Here is a 16,942-nt window from a genome sequence, read left to right on the forward strand (position 1 = left end):
ATGTCAGTTGCTCTCAGCGGCATTTAACCCCTTGATCACTTCCGCCAGCCTCTCTTCCGTAAACTTACCTCCGCTGAAGGAGATCAGTCCCCGAAGTGGCATATGCGACATGAACGCCTGGAGCATCTCCTTGTGCTCTTCCCCGACTGCCCCGGCAAACGGAAGCATACTCATAAACTGCTGGACAAAGGCTTTTCCCTTCTCCGACTTCATCAAATCCGATACCGTGGAGTTGCGGTGAAAGACCAGCGACTGTGGGGTTGTGGAGTGAACGGTCACTCGTTCCGACAGCACGATCTCTCTCGAAGATTGGCCGATGAGTATATCGAACTCCCCCGTCTCTACTCGCCAGTCACTAACGTCGGCATCATAGAAGGCGAAGCTCCGTTTATCCAGCTCGAACGAAACCGTCTTCGTTTCCCCCGGAGCCAGCTCCACCTTTACGAAGCCCTTCAGCTCCTTGTCAGGACGGATCACTTCTGATTCAACGTCACGTACATACAGCTGCACAACTTCTTTGCCCGCCACAGAGCCGGTATTGCGTACCTTGACCGTCACGGTCAGCCTCTCTGTATCGGTCAGCTCGCGCTTGTCGAGGGCAAGCTCAGTATATTCGAATGTCGTATAGCTAAGCCCGTGTCCGAACGGGAACAAAGTCTCGATGTCCTTCTTGTCATAATAGCGGTAGCCCACGAAGATCCCTTCCCTGTATTCCACCTTGTCTCCCTCGCCCGGGTAAAACAAATAAGAAGGATTGTCGCTCAGCCTTACCGGGAAGGTCTCCGCCAGCTTGCCGGACGGATTGGCATCCCCGAATAGCAGATCGGCGATAGCGCCGCCCAGCGCCTGGCCTCCCAGGTACGCTTCGAGCACAGCTTTGGCGCTGCCAAGCCAAGGCATCTCTACGGGCGCGCCGTTGCTGAGCACGACGATAAGGTTCGGCTGAACCGCCGCCACCGCTTCGATCAGAGCCACTTGATTGGCTGGCATGCGCAGATGCTTGCGGTCGAACCCTTCCGATTCATAGCGCTTCGGCAATCCGGCGAACAATACGGCTACATCCGCCTGGGAAGCCTGCTCCAGTGCTTCCTTCGTCAGCTCCTCGGAGGTATCGTCCTGATTAAGCTCGTAACCCTGAGCATACGTCAGCTTCACGCCGACGCCTGCCGAGCGAGCCAATTCCTCGCTAATATCCTCTAGACGTGTTGGATTGATCTGGGAGCTGCCGCTGCCCTGATAGCGCGGCTCCTTCGCCAGAGCGCCGATGACCGCCAGCGTTCCGGTCCGTCTAAGCGGAAGAATGCCGTCTTCGTTTTTCAGCAGCACCATGCTTTCGCGAGCCACCTCGCGGGCCAGCTGATGATGGGAGGCAGGATCGAATACCGTTTCGGGCTTCCGACCGTCGACAGACTTGAAGATTACGCGAAGCAGCCGCTCTACAGCTTGATCCAGCTTCTCCATCGGCAGTGTGCCGCCCTTGACCGCTTCGATAATGGCGCGATCTCCCTCGCCATGGCTGGACGGCATCTCCAGCTCCATACCGGCAGCCAGTCCCTTCACCCGGTCGTTCACCGCGCCCCAATCCGAGACAACAAAGCCTTCATGGCCCCACTCTTCCTTCAATATCGTAGTCAGCAGCGTCTCATTCTCCGCAGCGAATTCGCCGTTCACCTTGTTGTATGAGCACATGACCGTCCATGGCTGAGACTGCTTGACCGCGCCCTCGAAGCTGGCCAGATAGATCTCCCGCAGCGTCCGCTCATCCACGATAGAATCAGAGGTCATCCGGCGATGCTCCTGATTGTTCGCGGCAAAATGCTTCAGCGAAGTGCCGACTCCCTCGCTTTGCACGCCCTTGATATGATAAGCCGCCATTTCCGAGGAGAGGTACGGGTCTTCGGAGAAATATTCGAAGTTGCGTCCGCACAGCGGGGAGCGCTTGATGTTCGCACCCGGCCCTAACAACACTGCTACATTCTCCGCTTGGCACTCCACGCCAAGCGCTTGCCCCATCCGTTCGATCAAGTCGCGGTTCCAAGAGCTGGCTACACCGACCGCAGACGGAAAGCATGTCGCTGGAACGCTGTCGAACAAGCCCAAATGGTCAGACGACGCGCGTTGCTTGCGCAAGCCATGCGGGCCGTCCGTCACCATAACGGACGGGATGCCAAGCCTCTCAATTCCTTTCGTATGCCAAGTATCGAGGCCCGAGCATAGCCCCGCCTTCTCCTCCAACGTCATCTCTTTGATTAGCGCCTTCATGTCGCGATTGTTCCCCATCGTAATTCCTCCCCGCATATTGATTGACCCCTTAACTCTTTGACTTACTGTCCGTCCATACGAATTCCGCCGCTTGCGCATCCCGGCTGCTTCCGCCGATATACAATTTGAACCGGCCCGGCTCTGCCCCGTATCCCTTGCCCGGGGACCAGTACACAAGCTCCGCTTCTCCGATCTCGAATACCGCTTCCCCGCTCTCGCCCGGCGCAAGCTGAAGCTTGCGGAAGCCCTTTAGCTCCTTGACTGGACGCACAATACTGCCATGGCAGTCCTGAATATAAAGCTGTACCGTCTCTTCCCCGGCGGCATCGCCGTTATTTGTCACCGTAACCGCAGCGGTAAGCTTCTCGGTCCCAGTAATCGCGGAACGGTCCAGCCTCAGCTCGGAATACTCGAATCGGCTGTAGCTTAAGCCATAGCCAAACGGATACAGCGGATCGTTCGGTCCGTCCAGATACTTTGATATATATTTGCTGTTCCGGTTCGCTTCCGTCAGCGGCCGGCCCGTTAGGAAGTGATTATAATAGACCGGAACCTGTCCCTGATGCGCCGGGAAACTCATCGTCAGCTTGCCTGACGGGTTGTACGCTCCCGTCAGGACATCTGCAATAGCAAGGCCGGCCTGCGAGCCGAGGAACCATGTCTCTACGATGGCGCTGACATTCGCAGCAAACCAATCAAGCACTAGCGGCCTGCCGTTCGTCAGCACCAGCACCGCAGGTTTGCCCAGCGCCACTACTGCTTCCGCAAGACGCTGCTGCGCCTCCGGCAAGTGAATGCTAAGACGGGACGCTGCCTCCCCGGACATGTCGCTGCTCTCTCCAAGAGCCAGCACGACGATATCTGCTTGTGCGCTAATCCGGACCGCTTCCTCTATTCCGCCTTCCAGCGGTTCGTTGACGCCGCTGCCCTGCGCATATAGCAATCGGTCCTCTTCAACGCCGCTGGCGACAAGTCCCTCATAGAGCGATACCGTCTCATGCCCGTAGCGGGAAAATTGCCATGGACCGAGCAGATCCTTGCTGTCCGCGAACGGACCGACCAGCGCAATCTTGCCGTCGTCCTTCGCCAGCGGCAGTACGCCGTCATTTTTGAGCAGCACAATGGACTTCTGAGCAAGCTCCCGGCTTGCCCGGAGATGATCCTCATGAAAGTGGTATTCCTGCTCCTTCTCCGGACGGATATAGCGGAACGGATCATCCATCAGCCCCAGCTTGTACTTCAGCCGCAGAATGCGGCGGGCAGCTGCATCAATCGTCTCCTCCGGCACGCTGCCCTCGCGAACCAGCTCCGCCAGATGCTCATAAGAGCGCGTCGCCATCTCGATATCCATCGTCGCATTCACAGCCATCTTCGCCGCTTCTCGCTCATCCTCGGCAAAGCCGTGCTGAACGATCTCGTCCACTGCGCCGTAGTCTGAGATCAGCACGCCGTCGAAGCCAAGCTCCTCGCGGAGCAGCCGCTTTAGAAGTTCCTCGCTGGCTGCAACCGGCACGCCTTGATAGATGTTGAAGGCGTTCATGACTGATGCGGCTCCCGCTTCAAGTCCGGCTTGGAATGGCGGCAGATAGACATTCCGCAGCGTTGCTTCGGACATGTCCACCGTATTGTAGTCGCGTCCCCCTTCGGAAGCGCCGTATCCGATAAAGTGCTTCAGGCAAGCGACAATCGTCTCCGCATGGAACAGCGATTCTCCTTGGAAGCCTTCGACCTGCGCTTTTGCAATAAGCGCACCCAGGTACGGGTCTTCTCCCGAGCCTTCCACTACGCGCCCCCAGCGCGGATCACGTCCGATATCGATCATCGGACCGTGATTGTACACCGTGCCCGACGCACTGGCTTCCTTCGCCGCAATGGCGCAAGCCTCCTTGATCGCTTCCATATCCCAGCTGCACGACCAAGCAAGCGGCACAGGGAACACCGTCTGCGAGCCGTGAATGATGTCCGCGTTGAACAGCAGCGGGATACCGTGCGGCGACTGCTCCACGGCGATCTTCTGCAGCTTGAACACGCGGCTGACATCGAATGCGCCGAGGACGGAGCCTGCCCGTCCCTCCGCAATAAGCTTCTCCGGCGGATCGGTCGCAACCGCGTTGCCGAACGAGAAGTTCGAGGCCAGCACCTGGAACATCTGGCCGATCTTATCCTCCAGCGTCATGCGTCCCAGGAGAGATTTGACCTCCAATTCAATCTCTTCGTCGGACCGTTCTCGTACCGACTCCTTCCGGTAAGGAACAATCTCCTCGATAAGCGCTTCCGACAGATGCGGGCCGCGCCCTCTTGCGCCTTGAAGCGGCAGCTTGCCAATGGCAGGGATATAGATATCCCCCTCAAAGGCATCCTCCTTGAACGCCAAGCGAACCTCAATTTCCTCCCCTGGCATCCAGAACGCCTTCGCCTTGGCTGTCAGACTGTTGCCTTCGACCGACAGCGTATCAATCTGTATAGGAATAGCGAGCGGCTCCGTCGCCATGTCCAGCGTATAGACGGCTTTCTTCGAAACTTTGAAATGAAGCTTCATCTTCATGGATGGCGTCTCTACAATTGCATGCCATAATCCGATCATATCGTGTTCTCCTCCTTAGCCTTTCACAGCGCCGATGGTCAAACCTTTGACAAAAAACTTCTGGAAAAACGGATACGCGATCAAGATCGGCAATATGCCGATAACCGCAATTGCCATGCGGAACGTCTCGCTCGGCAGCTGAGCGATAATGCTGCCCGAGCCCATGCTGGCATTACTGGACAGAAATTCGATATCGCTCATAATCCGGTTCAGCACGTTTTGCAGATTGAACAGTGCAGAGTCGGTCACGAATACAAGCCCATTGTTCCAATCATTCCAGTAAGCAAGCGCCTGGAACAGCCCGATCGTCGCCATGATCGGCAGCGACAGCTGGAGCACGATCTTGTAATAAATCGTGAATTCTCCCGCACCATCAATGCTCGCCGACTCCAGAACAGGCTTCGGAACGCTGTTCATGAAAAATGCGCGCATAAGCAGCACATTAAATCCGTTCATCAGCAGCCAAGGCACGATCTGAGCCAGCAGCGTGTTTTTAATATCAAATAATTGCGTGTAGACCATATAAGTAGGGACAAGGCCCCCGTTGAACAGCAGCGTAAAAAATACGATAAAAGCCAGCACCATACCGCCGGGCATATCTTTGCGGGACAGCGGGTATGCGAGCATGGAGGTCATCAGCAAGCTTGCCGTCGTGCCGATCACCGTCGTCAGAATCGTAATGCCGTAAGCATTAAAGATCATTTTCGAGTTTTGCCACAGGTAATCATAAGCGGCAAAGCTGAGACTGGAAGGAAAGAACGTATAACCTTCCGTCACAATTACCTTCGAATCGGTCACAGAGGAGGTGAACAGCAGCACAAACGGCAAGATGCACGCTAGCGCGAACAAGCCTAATATGATGTGCGCCGACCAGCGCCAGCCCCGGTATTCTTTCGTCATATGAATCTCCCTCCCTAGAACAAGGCGTTGTCCTTGTCGAACCTGCGCACAATATAGTTGGATACCAGCACCAGAATAAAGCCGACCAGCGATTGATAGAAACCTGCCGCCGCCGACATGCCGATGTCGCCAAGCTGCATCAGCCCGCGGAATACATAGGTGTCGATGACGTTCGTTGTTTCATACAGCGCGCCAGAATTCATAGGCACTTGATAGAATAGGCCAAAGTCGGAATAGAAAATGCGTCCGATGCCAAGCAGCGTCAGCATCGTGATGATCGGCGTGATCATCGGGAACGTAATTTTACGAATTTGCATCCACTTTGACGCACCGTCCAGCTCCGCCGCCTCGTAATACTCGCGGTCGATGCTTAAGATAGCCGCCAGGAAGATAATGCAGGAGTAGCCCGCTCCCTTCCAGATATGGACGACGGTCAAAATATACGGCCAATACTTCGGTTCCAGATACCACGAGATGGGATCAAGGCCAAGCATGGGCAGAATCGTCTTGTTAATAAAGCCTGCATCCACGCTGAGCATGGCGTATACGAGATAGCTGACCAAAATAATAGAGATTAGATAAGGCAGCAAGATCACGCTTTGATAGAAGCCCCTCGCCATCTTGCTTCTAATCTCGTTCAGCAGAATCGCAATGGCGATCGCAATCGCCAAACCGAGAACAATAAATACGGCATTGTAGAGCAGCGTATTTCTCGTAATGATGTAAGCGTCGGTCGTTTTGAACAAATATTCAAAATTTTTAAGACCGATCCAATCGCTCGCCCAGATGCCCTTGGCATAATTGATGTCCTTGAACGCGATCGACAGACCGAACATTGGCAAGTAGTTGTTAATGATCAGATAAGCCAGTCCCGGCAGCATCATAATGTATAGCGGGATAAATCTGCGCAGCCGGGCTCCTCTCTTGCGTCGTGTTGTCGTATTCACCCTATTCTCTCCCTCTCTATCCGAGACTGCCTGGAATAATAAGCCCGGCCAACTCGTCATTGGCCGGGCAGCAAGTGTGGCATTCCACTATTACTGAACCGAGTTGTTTTTTGCCCACTCATCCAATTGCTTTTGCTTCTCGGCGATAATCTTGTCCATGCCGGCCGATTTCAGCTTGGAGATGAACTCCGGCAGCAATTTGTCGGGATCCACGCTTCCCGTCTCCAGCGGCAGCTTATATTGGGTAACGACATTGGACACCGCCGCCACTTCCGTCTTCACCGCAGACGCATCGAATACAAAGCCAAGCGCCTTGGATGGCTTGGAGGTGCTGTTGAATTCCGCCGTCTTCTTCCAAATGTCCGGATCATCGGTCTTCATGACATACGACAGGAACTGGTTGCCGAACATCCAGCCCAGCATGTTGTAGCCGATTGTTGTAGCATCCTGGCCAGCAGGGTAGGAGATGATATGGTCGGCTTCGCCCTTCTCCTTCACATAATGCTTGCCTTCAATCCCCCAGTCGAACAGGTTGACGATATCAGCATCGGAATACATCAGGTTCAGGAACTGCATCGCTTTCTCCTGATGCTTGGAGTTTACCGGAATGCCCCATAGCGCATTGGTCACGTTGCTTGTTGTCGCTACCGGCGGCAGCAATTCCTTCGTAACCATCTGCGTGCCGGATGCCTTCGACTCCTGCGCGGCGAAGCCTGGTTTCTGCAGCGCCATATAAGAGAAGGCCTTGCCGGACTTGATCAGCTCGAACGTTGTTGTCTTGTTCGTAGCCGCATCCGGCAGGATGTAGCCTTCCAGATACCACTTGCGGATACGGTCGATAAATGCCTTATATTCCGGCATCTCGTACATATTAACGATCTTCAGATCGTTATCGTAATTAGGCAATACGCCCATAAAGTCGCCAAGCGGATCGAAGAACACATGGTTCTCACGGAAGGACTGACCGACTCCGCCCGGTACGAGCGGTACAATATGAGGCTCGCTCGCCTTAATCGTTTTGAACAGGTTCTCAACATCGTCCAATGTCTGAATCGCTTCGATATCGATGTTGTACTTGTCTACCAAATCCTTGCGCATCGTGAGGCCATAGCTGCCCGCCAAGTCGCGCACGGTCGGCACGCTGTAGATTTGGCCGTTAATTTTGGTTGCGTTCAGATACTTCTCGTCGAACGCTTGTTTGATGCCTTCGCCATGCTTATTCAGCAGCTCATCCAGTTCGATAAGCTGACCTTTGGCAACCATGTTGCTGTACATTAAGCCGGAGACAAAGGTAAGGTCGAGTGTCTCGCCGCCGCTGAAGATCAGGTTCATGCGCTGAGCCCATTCGCCTGCGTTGATCGGCAGGAACTTGACCCGCACTTTAATTTTCTCCTCGGAGATTTTATTAATCTCATCCTCTACCAGTTGCAAGTCTTGCTGGGAGGTGCTGACGAGCGGGAAGGCTACCGTAATTTCCTCTACTTTCTCGTCCGGTTTGCTCCCTGTATTCGCGCTGCTGCCCGGCTGATTGCCGTTGCCTGCTCCATTGTTGCCCTTGCCGCAAGCCGACAGAACCAGGACAAAGCACAACAGCAGCAGAGTTGCCCCTCGCATGATGTTTTTCATTTTGTTCTCCCCCGCTTTTCGTATAATGGTTGGTGCTGTGTTCATTGTACGACCGCGAGCCGTCATGACTCTGCCCTCTTTACGACTTCCCACTGTCACTTTCACGACTTGCGGGCCGGGGACTAGCAGCTTGCTGCTGGCTGCGGTATTCCAGCGGGCTCAGGTTCAAATACTTCTTGAACATTCTGGAGAAATGCGAGAAGTTGGCGTAACCGACCTTGCTGGCAATCGTGCTGACCGACAGTTCCGTTTGCGCCAGCAGACCCGCCGCTAAGGTAAGCCGTTGCTGCAGCACATAATCGGATACTGACATACCGGTCTCTTTCTTGAATATCCGCGTCAAATAATCCGGGTTTAAGTAGACATGACTCGCAATATCGTCCCTGGAAATATCCTCGGAGAGATGCTCATGAATGAAAGCCTTGGCCTTCTCCGTTACACTCTGCGTCTGGTCGAGTGCACTGTCGAACTGGATCGACTTGTCCACGATATGGCGAATCCAATCCAAGGCATCGGTCGACGTGCGCGTCGCCGCAGCATGCAGCGTTATGGAGTCGTTGTCCCCAAATAGCTGATGCGCCTGGATGCCTTTTACTTGCAGCACATAATAGACCATCTGCTGAAAGTCTTGTATGAATTGATTCAATCGGTCGAAGTCCAGTCCGCCGGATGCGACCTGCATCCCCATATAATCTTCAACCGCCAGCAGCAACGGCTCGCGCGCGCCTTCCTTCAATAGAATGGACCAGGTTCCGATGTCGGGCGGCATGCCTCCTGAGGACAAGATTTGCGGGTCCTGCAAGGAGAATACCCCTTGATCATGAGCCACATTGTTCTCATCCAGCTTGCGCAGTCGAAGGAACATGTAAGCCAGCTGGTCGGGATGGGCTGTCTCTCCGATATAACACGATACACCCGCGAAGAAGTACGTGCGGCAAGCCTCGATCCATTGCTCGCAGCCTGCTCTCAGCTTCTCGTTCACCGCTGATTGCGACTCCAGATTCATCATGGCGAGCATATAGCCGTCGCCAAGCGAAATCAGCAAACCGTTTTCCAGCTCATTCAGGAGCAGTTCCTCCGCCGACTTGCGGATGGCGTACTCCATAATTTTTTCATCACGCAGCGTAATTTTTTTATGCCATCTCCGCACATGAATCAGCACCGGCAGAAAACGCATTTCATTCGTATAGGGAATATTGCGCTCTTCCGCGGCCTTTCTGATCGCTTCCGCATCTCCGGGGATGGCCTGGTTCAAGATGTCCAGCCAAAACCGCTCCACAAGCAGCGGCTGATACTGGACCCAATACTTCCCGTATTGGCTGAACTCGCTGTTCCGGTTATCCTGATCCAGCTTACGTATCGCCCTCTTGATCGTCTCCTCCAAATCCGGATACGGAATCGGCTTCAGCAAATAATCCAGGCTTCCCAGCTGGATCGCTTGCTTGGCGTACCCGAAGTCCGCATGGCAGGTGAGAAAGATCGTCTCCGTCCGGGGATAATGCCGTCTTACCCATTCCAGCAGCTCAAGTCCTGTGGCCTGCGGCATCTCGATATCGCACAGCAGGATATCAATCCTCTCCTGTCCGAATATGCCCTTCGCCTGCTCCGCGCTATGAGCAGTGAATACCTTGCTGATGCCGATAGCAGACCATTGCACACCCGACTTCAGCCCTTCCACTGCGATGAGCTCATCATCTACGATTAGAAGCTGACACATCGTCCTTCTCCTCCTTCTGAGACGAATCCGCTCTGAGCGGTATGCCCATCTCCACCACAGCTCCATGCGGTTCGTCATTATAGCAATCCATCCACGAGCGGTCCCCGTACTGCAATCTCAGCCGCTCCCGGGCATTCCATAATCCGATATGCTCGCCCTTCTCGTCCACTAGCTGCTTGCCCGACCGAATCGACTCCAGCGCCTCATCGGAAAATCCGGGGCCATTGTCGCGAACCGACAGGATAACCGTCGGCTCTTCCTCCAAGCCGCTAAGCATCGCTTCGATCGTCACCGTATTGGTGCCCTCCATCCGCACCGCATGCTTCACCACATTTTCCACAAAGGTCTGCAAGAGCAGTGGCGGAACCTGTGTTTCTTGCAAATATTCCGGCACATCGATCTCAATCACCAGACGATGCGGGAATCTGAGCTGCTGGATGCGCAGGAAGTTGCGGACATGCTTCAGCTCGTCTCTTAACAGCACAAGAGATTGATTACTTTGCAGCGTATAGCGGAAATAGTGGACCAGACACATCGTCATCTCTTGGATGAGGCTGTACTGCTTCACCTGCGCCAGATTGTACACAATATTTAATGAGTTCATGAAAAAATGAGGGTTGATCTGTAATTGAAGATGCTTCAGCTCCGCGCGTTGCTTGCTGATCTGCTCTTCGTAGATATGAATTTTCAATTCCTCAATTTGCGTAATCATATGATTGAAGGTTCGGTTCACTAGCTGAAATTCATCCTGTACGGAAGATTCCTCAATCTTCGTATTGAAATTGCCCTCTCCAATACGCCGCATTGCTTTAGTCATCTTCTGAAGCGGAAGCAGCAGCACCTTGCGAAGAAACCATAGGCTGAGCGGCAGCATAACAAGAGCGATCAGGATTACGACCAAAGCAGCCTTTGCCAAGTAAGGGAGATTCTCCAGAATGAGCCTGTCCGGCACCACCGAAACCAGATTGAAGCTGCCTTTCACAGAGGATTCGCCAACGACCAGATAATCCTCATCCGTCCCGGACAAGTAGTGGTTCTCGAACCCCCGGGTAAAGTCTAGTCCAGCATGAGCCAGCTCCTCCGTGCTGGATAAGATTTGCCCCTCACCGCCTACAATAAGAGAAGCGCCCCGGTCTCCCGCATGCATAGCGCTAAGCGGCTTCAGCATCGACTTCGCCTTCACCCAGGCGCCTATATAGAGATTGCCGTCCCCGAACAGGCGCAGGATGTAGAACTCGTCATTCATCTGCTGCACCCGCCATTTGTTGTTCAGATGAGTCGGCTGCTCCGCCAGTCCGATAGCAAGCTGCTCTACCGTTGCCCTGATGTTGGTCAGCTCCTTGTAGCTCATCTCGTCACGAAAGGTTTCTACACTATCCCGTCTAGGGATCGAGTAGACAAAAAAACCGTCAATATAGGGATAGACGATCAGATCCGAAGTCAGTCTCCGCGACACGCTGCTCTTCGCCATCATGTATTCATCCTCCGGGCTCGCCTCCCCCATGGCCAGCAGATTGGGCTCCGTCAGCATCAGACCCATCAAATGACGCTCCGTTTCGGAGAGCTGGTCATCGATCTGCTTCATGAAGACGGATACCAGGTTTTTGTTCGAATTCGCTACTTGGTTGTGAATGACATTCACGCTATACCGATTGTTGTAGATCAGCAGCGCGATCAATGGAATGGTTATACAGAGAAGGCCAAGCACCAGCCTGACCCTAATTGTTTGCCATGGGATACCGCCAAGCCGTCCCCTCATGCGCGATCACCCTTTTCTGTTCGGTTATCCGGCAGCTATCATTATCCGCAAAATCGTCCCTCTATCCTAACGCCTCTGCTCATTATGAGCTACCCGCCATACGACTATTCAATAGTACTTTCACGACTCTAATAGCTGCAAGAGACGCTGTTCTTTCTTCAGCACGACAAAAAAGACGCAGTCCGCTTGGCTGACTTAGCCAGGCAAGAATACTGCGCCATAAGGAACGATTCGGCTTCTTCAAGTTGATTCTATACAAACTTCTATAATAAGAAGGTTATTCATCAGTCTGATGAATGCTCCGGGCTTATGATGCGCTCCTTCTCTCCCGAGTTCTCATACGCTTCCAGAATAGAAGAGAGCAACCCTGGGAATCTCGCCTCCAGATCTACAGCACGCAGCGAGATAAGCCGTTGCGTGCCGACACAGCGTACATAGATGATGCCAGCCTCCCTCAGCGTACGGACATGGTGAGATTGTGTGGACTTGGCTACAGGCAATTCAAATTCACCGCAGGCTCTCTCCGGTACATCGCGTAGCTGAGAGACGATCATAAGCCGGAGAGGATCGCTTAAGGCATACAATACAGAGGATAAATGGATATCTGCACGGTCGGGATGCACTAATATTTTCATGTCTATAGCCCCCTGCAAAAATATAATGTAGATGATTGCATTATACCATAACGCGTGCTATGATTCTATTGTTCGATAACAATCGAACTTTAAAAATTGGAGGTGAAACCCCATGACTAAGCAAACTCATCATTCGGCTGAGCAAGGAGCTATGAAAGAAGGCGCTGTACTCGGACTGCTCGGCATTACCATTGTCGTCGTCATCATGAACACGATGATGTTTAATCTGGCTTTGCCGGATGTAGCGGAAGCCTTTCAGCTTTCGGCATCCTCAACCTCATGGATTGTAACGGGGTACTCCATCGTATTTGCGATCTCGTCCATTACGTACAGCCGACTGGCTGACTTCGTTCCAATTCGTAGACTTTTCATCATCGGCATATTGTCACTCAGTCTTGCCGCTATCGCAGGCTTGTTCAGCAATAGCTTCCTTATGCTGATCGGCGCGCGCGTTGTTCAAGCTTCGGGTGCAGGCTCGATCCCCGCGCTGTCACTGGTGCTGATCTCGCGTTATGTTCCGCTTGAACGCAGAGGGAAAGCAATGGCGCTGATTATGTCCTCGGTATCTTTAGGACTCGGTCTTGGTCCTGTAGTTGGAGGCGCAGTCGTCGAATACATAGGCTGGCATGTTCTATTCGTGCTGACCGCTGTCACGATTGTACTTGTCCCTTTATTTGCGGCTTACATCCCGAAGGAAAAGATGAAAAAAGGCTCCTTCGACGCGATTGGCGCCATCTTCATCGGCGTTGGTACAACAGGTCTGCTTCTGTTCCTGACGAACCAATCCTTTATCGCGCTGGCTCTCGGTCTAATATCTATCATCTTGTTTATTGTGCGCATCCGCACCGCAGCCAATCCGTTCGTGCTGCCGTCGCTCTTCCGCAACCGCTCGTATTTGATCCTGGGCGGGGTCGGCATCGCCGCATACCTATGCAGCTTTGCGACGCTGTTTCTTATGCCGCAAATTCTCGTGAAGCAATATGGACTAAGCGCTATTGAGGCGGGGCTGATCATCTTCCCGGGCGCTATGCTCGCGATGTTCGTTTCCAGACGTGTGGGACAGTATATTGATACGAACGGCAACTGCACCATCATCCGCTATATCCCGCTGTTCCTGCTGGCTGCGGTCGTGCTGTTCGCCCTGTTCGAAGGGTTGTCTTACTGGGCGATCCTGTTCATCTATATGCTGCTCAGCACTAGCTTTACGATTCTATCCAGCAGCGTCTCGAACGAGATGTCCCGTATTCTGGAGCCGTCCCAGATCGGTTCGGGACTTGGCCTGTTCCAGCTCCTGCAATTTTTCAGCGGCGCCTTCGGCGTGGCCATAGCGGCAAGCGCGCTGGTCTGGCAGAAGAACCTGTCTCTCTCCCATGCCTACAGCAATATTTACTGGGGATTGACCGTTGTTGTGTTGGCCGCTATCGCGTGCTCGATGCTGTACTTCAGAAGCACGTTCCGTAAAGCGCAGGTTCAATCCTAAAAAGTGATATCCTCAGAACGAAAAGCCCAAGACAATCGCCAACCGGCAGTTGCTTGGGCTTTCTTGATCTATCACAAGTTCAAGTTTACAATGAATTTTTCACAACATCGAGCGTACGAACATATTCGCTCGCAAGTATAGCTTGGTTCTCTGCATGAACCACTTGAATCTCGATAGCATCAGACTCGGTTAAACGGGCTTCAATATCTTCATCTTGCAAGCTGGCTGCCGCCGGAATCGAGATCGATACACTGCCTCTATGTTCTGCCGAAGGCTCTAAGGCAACGGGTTCCGATTGCTCTCCGTTTACACGAAGATGCTCCAAGCCGACCAGTTCCCTCCACTTCTCATCATGAATGAGGATTTCAATATATACCTTCTTTGAAGCGGGAGCTTCATTCTCAAGTAGATACTCGAACGTTACGAGCTTATCCTTACCGTCAACTTCTGTAATTGTAGCTTTCGTCTGGTCCTGTAAAAACCGTATAGGTTCATCTGTATGATCCTCTATATGTTTCTCCATAAGATCCTCTGTTTTGTGATCCGGATAGGACTTCTCGCTTCCTTCATTAGAACACCCCCATAGCAATCCTGCAACGATCAGCATTAATACTGACTTAACGTACATGGCTTTACAACCTCCCGCTTCGTACATAGCGTCTCTTCTTGTTAAGCCTAGCATAAAGGGGAAAATTGTAAATAGTTATCGGATGATCGAAACAAGTGTAACGCAATCCACCGCACCGCTAGCCATATCGCGCTCCATTGACCTTTTGAGGCTCATTTTTGATTACTTGCGATGAAGAAGCCGCTATAACAGGATAGAATGCCGAACACATGCGACAGGAAGTGGATGGCACAAACTCGGTATCATGCTGCGATGCATGAAGACCGCTGCCTCCTCTGGAGACAGGTAAATTTTTAGTTCATGCATGACGGATGATATAATGGGACTAACATCTTAAAGGAGGGCACCATGTTTATTGCAATCGGCATTGTTTTTCTGTTGTTATACGGACTTATTGTGTTCTACATAGGCTGGAGCGGCTGGTCTTGGATGAGGCCTTCGGTATCCCGGCGATTCCGTCTGCTCTATATTGCCGCACTTATCTTCCTGGCTGCTTCCTTTATTCTCGCCAGAGTGTTCGCCGGCTCGGCCATTCTGAACATTATCGGCTCCTATTGGCTGGCTATCTTCAGCTTGCTTGTGCTGATGCTGCCCGTCGTTCATCTGATCGTCTGGCTCTCCAGACTAACCTCCCTTCCTCGCCATCATGTACAGAAGTGGGCCGGCATCGTCACACTCACAGCGTTGCTCCTGCTCATTGGCTATGGCAGCTACAATGCGTATACGCCTACCGTTCGCTCTTACGATATCAGCATCGACAAGCCAGGTCCCGAAAGCGGCGAGCTGAAAATCGCGATGGCTTCGGATATGCACTTCGGCTACTTGTCTGGCAAAAAACACGCCATCCGGCTCGTCGAGGAGATCAATGCGCTGCAGCCGGATATCGTGCTATTCCCGGGGGACATTATCGATGACGATATCGTGCCTTACAAGAAGAAAGGGATCGGCGAGATACTCGCCGGGATCAAGGCGCCTTATGGCGTCTATGCATCGCTGGGGAACCATGACCGGTTCAACGGCGAGATGCAGGAGCTGATCGATCTTCTGGAAGAAAGCGGCATGACGGTGCTGTACGACGAATACGTGGAAATTGAGGACTGGCTTACCTTGATTGGCCGCAAAGACTATAGTGACAAGGAGCGCGCTGAGCTCGCGGAGCTGACCAAGGGCGTCAATTCTTCGAATACCCTGATGCTGCTTGACCATCAGCCGCTTGGCTTCGATATCGCGCAGCGGCAAGGCATCGACCTGGTCGTCTCCGGCCACACCCATCGCGGACAGATCGCGCCTGCGCATCTGGTTACCCAGCGATTATTCGAAAATGATTGGGGCTACCTGCAAAAGGATCAGCTTCATTCCATCGTCTCCTCCGGCTTCGGCTTCTGGGGACCTCCGATTCGGATCGGATCGCAAGCGGAAGTTGTTCTCATTCATGCTACATTCTCGAATAAGGCAGATTAATCGCCTTCATCAACAACGGGATGCCTCTAATCGAGGTATCCCGTTATTTGTTTTTTATCCGGCATGAGAACCTGAATCAGGAAAAGATTGACATGCAGCATGAATGTAAAGTACACTTTACGTAAAGTTCACTTTACATTTCATGAAACTTCCGTGATTGGAGGGATTCCTTATTAAAAATCGTATCCGGTCATTGCGATCCGATCATGGCATGACGCAGGAGCAGCTTGGTGAAATCATCGGTGTCTCCCGACAATCGGTCATCGCAATCGAAACGATGAAATACAACCCGTCTCTGGAGCTCGCGTTCAAAATCGCCAAAGCGTTCCGTATGCAAATCGAGGATGTATTTCTATTTGAAGAAAAGGGGGAGAAGTAGATGGTTTATCTCGGTATATACGGAGGGCTTCTGTTCGGAATAGCAGGATGGTATTTCGGCAGACGCGCCGCCGCCAAAAACAACGGACTGGATGAGATGCACGCTTATATGGCAAGCAAATCCCGCTCGATCTCCTGGTACTTCACGATTACGGCTATCTATGTTCTGATGTCGCTGGAAGTATTCGGTCTGTCGATCGGCACGATCCCGTCGCTGGCGATTCTGCTGTTCGTCCATCTGGGCAGTTGGGGGCTGACCTTCTTCATCCTTCATGCGCGCATGACGGAGGACCCTGATGAAGGAAGAAACAGCAAACTTCAACTTGTACTGAGTATTGCAATCGGCGTATCCTTTCTGTTGTTGTTCGCGATTATTTCCGCTGTGACAGGCGAGTGGCGCTTCCTGCTTGCCGCTATCCTGCCCGTTCTGATGAATGTGCTCGTTATGATATCCATTCGGAAGAAGCAAGCGGGCAACGGCCAGAAGGCGGGGTAAGAGCTGGCGCTACTGGCCAACGGGAACAGTCCGCGCTTACAAAATGAAAAAGGGGCGTATCCCTCCGCC

13 protein-coding genes are annotated in these 16,942 nt (G+C 52.8%); 4 read left to right on the top strand and 9 right to left on the bottom strand.

Annotated elements, in window-relative coordinates:
* Positions 1–3 precede the first annotated feature (3 nt).
* From ACFVSO_RS26970 to ACFVSO_RS27005, 8 genes are all read right to left on the bottom strand, one after another.
* Positions 4–2,280, bottom strand: a complete 2,277-nt coding sequence (locus ACFVSO_RS26970) for a beta-glucosidase family protein (RefSeq protein ID WP_387479823.1) — start codon at positions 2,278–2,280, stop codon at positions 4–6.
* Positions 2,281–2,311: 31 nt separating this feature from the next.
* Positions 2,312–4,846, bottom strand: coding sequence for a glycoside hydrolase family 3 N-terminal domain-containing protein (locus ACFVSO_RS26975; RefSeq protein WP_387479824.1), 2,535 nt, complete (start codon positions 4,844–4,846; stop codon positions 2,312–2,314).
* A 15-nt stretch (positions 4,847–4,861) separates the two neighbouring features.
* Complete coding sequence (locus tag ACFVSO_RS26980) at positions 4,862–5,746, bottom strand: carbohydrate ABC transporter permease (RefSeq protein WP_387479825.1); 885 nt, start codon at positions 5,744–5,746, stop codon at positions 4,862–4,864.
* Positions 5,747–5,760: 14 nt separating this feature from the next.
* Positions 5,761–6,630, bottom strand: a complete 870-nt coding sequence (locus ACFVSO_RS26985) for an ABC transporter permease (protein WP_387479885.1) — start codon at positions 6,628–6,630, stop codon at positions 5,761–5,763.
* Between the two features lie 153 nt (positions 6,631–6,783).
* A complete protein-coding gene (locus ACFVSO_RS26990; protein WP_387479826.1) occupies positions 6,784–8,385 on the bottom strand; it encodes an ABC transporter substrate-binding protein in 1,602 nt (533 codons plus the stop codon).
* Positions 8,386–8,398: 13 nt separating this feature from the next.
* Positions 8,399–10,036 (bottom strand): response regulator transcription factor, encoded by a 1,638-nt coding sequence (locus tag ACFVSO_RS26995; protein ID WP_387479827.1) that lies wholly within the window; start codon positions 10,034–10,036, stop codon positions 8,399–8,401.
* On the bottom strand, positions 10,011–11,795 hold the full coding sequence (locus ACFVSO_RS27000; protein ID WP_387479828.1) for a sensor histidine kinase: 1,785 nt from the start codon (positions 11,793–11,795) through the stop codon (positions 10,011–10,013). The genes ACFVSO_RS26995 and ACFVSO_RS27000 overlap by 26 nt, the downstream gene beginning before the upstream one ends.
* 284 nt (positions 11,796–12,079) lie before the next feature.
* On the bottom strand, positions 12,080–12,430 hold the full coding sequence (locus tag ACFVSO_RS27005; protein WP_387479829.1) for an ArsR/SmtB family transcription factor: 351 nt from the start codon (positions 12,428–12,430) through the stop codon (positions 12,080–12,082).
* 112 nt (positions 12,431–12,542) lie between these two features.
* Here ACFVSO_RS27005 and ACFVSO_RS27010 point away from each other — a divergent pair, with 112 nt between their 5' ends.
* Positions 12,543–13,910 carry an MFS transporter gene (locus ACFVSO_RS27010; RefSeq protein WP_387479830.1) on the top strand — a complete coding sequence of 456 codons (1,368 nt, stop codon included), beginning with the start codon at positions 12,543–12,545 and terminating at the stop codon, positions 13,908–13,910.
* Between the two features lie 85 nt (positions 13,911–13,995).
* Here the strand turns inward: ACFVSO_RS27010 and ACFVSO_RS27015 are convergent, their stop codons facing one another.
* Positions 13,996–14,538, bottom strand: coding sequence for a hypothetical protein (locus ACFVSO_RS27015; protein ID WP_387479831.1), 543 nt, complete (start codon positions 14,536–14,538; stop codon positions 13,996–13,998).
* Between the two features lie 348 nt (positions 14,539–14,886).
* On the opposite strand from ACFVSO_RS27015, the gene ACFVSO_RS27020 reads away from it, so the two are divergent.
* The 3 genes from ACFVSO_RS27020 (at position 14,887) to ACFVSO_RS27030 (ending at position 16,873) form a co-directional block, all read left to right on the top strand.
* Positions 14,887–15,999 carry a metallophosphoesterase gene (locus ACFVSO_RS27020; RefSeq protein ID WP_387479832.1) on the top strand — a complete coding sequence of 371 codons (1,113 nt, stop codon included), beginning with the start codon at positions 14,887–14,889 and terminating at the stop codon, positions 15,997–15,999.
* A 172-nt stretch (positions 16,000–16,171) separates the two neighbouring features.
* Entirely contained in the window at positions 16,172–16,378 is a 207-nt protein-coding gene (locus ACFVSO_RS27025; protein ID WP_387479886.1) for a helix-turn-helix transcriptional regulator, read from the top strand.
* On the top strand, positions 16,379–16,873 hold the full coding sequence (locus ACFVSO_RS27030; RefSeq protein WP_387479833.1) for a hypothetical protein: 495 nt from the start codon (positions 16,379–16,381) through the stop codon (positions 16,871–16,873).
* Positions 16,874–16,942: the final 69 nt, after the last annotated feature.

This window comes from Paenibacillus sp. NPDC057967 (genome assembly GCF_042887015.1).
In the GTDB taxonomy this organism is placed as follows: Bacteria; Bacillota; Bacilli; order Paenibacillales; family Paenibacillaceae; genus Pristimantibacillus.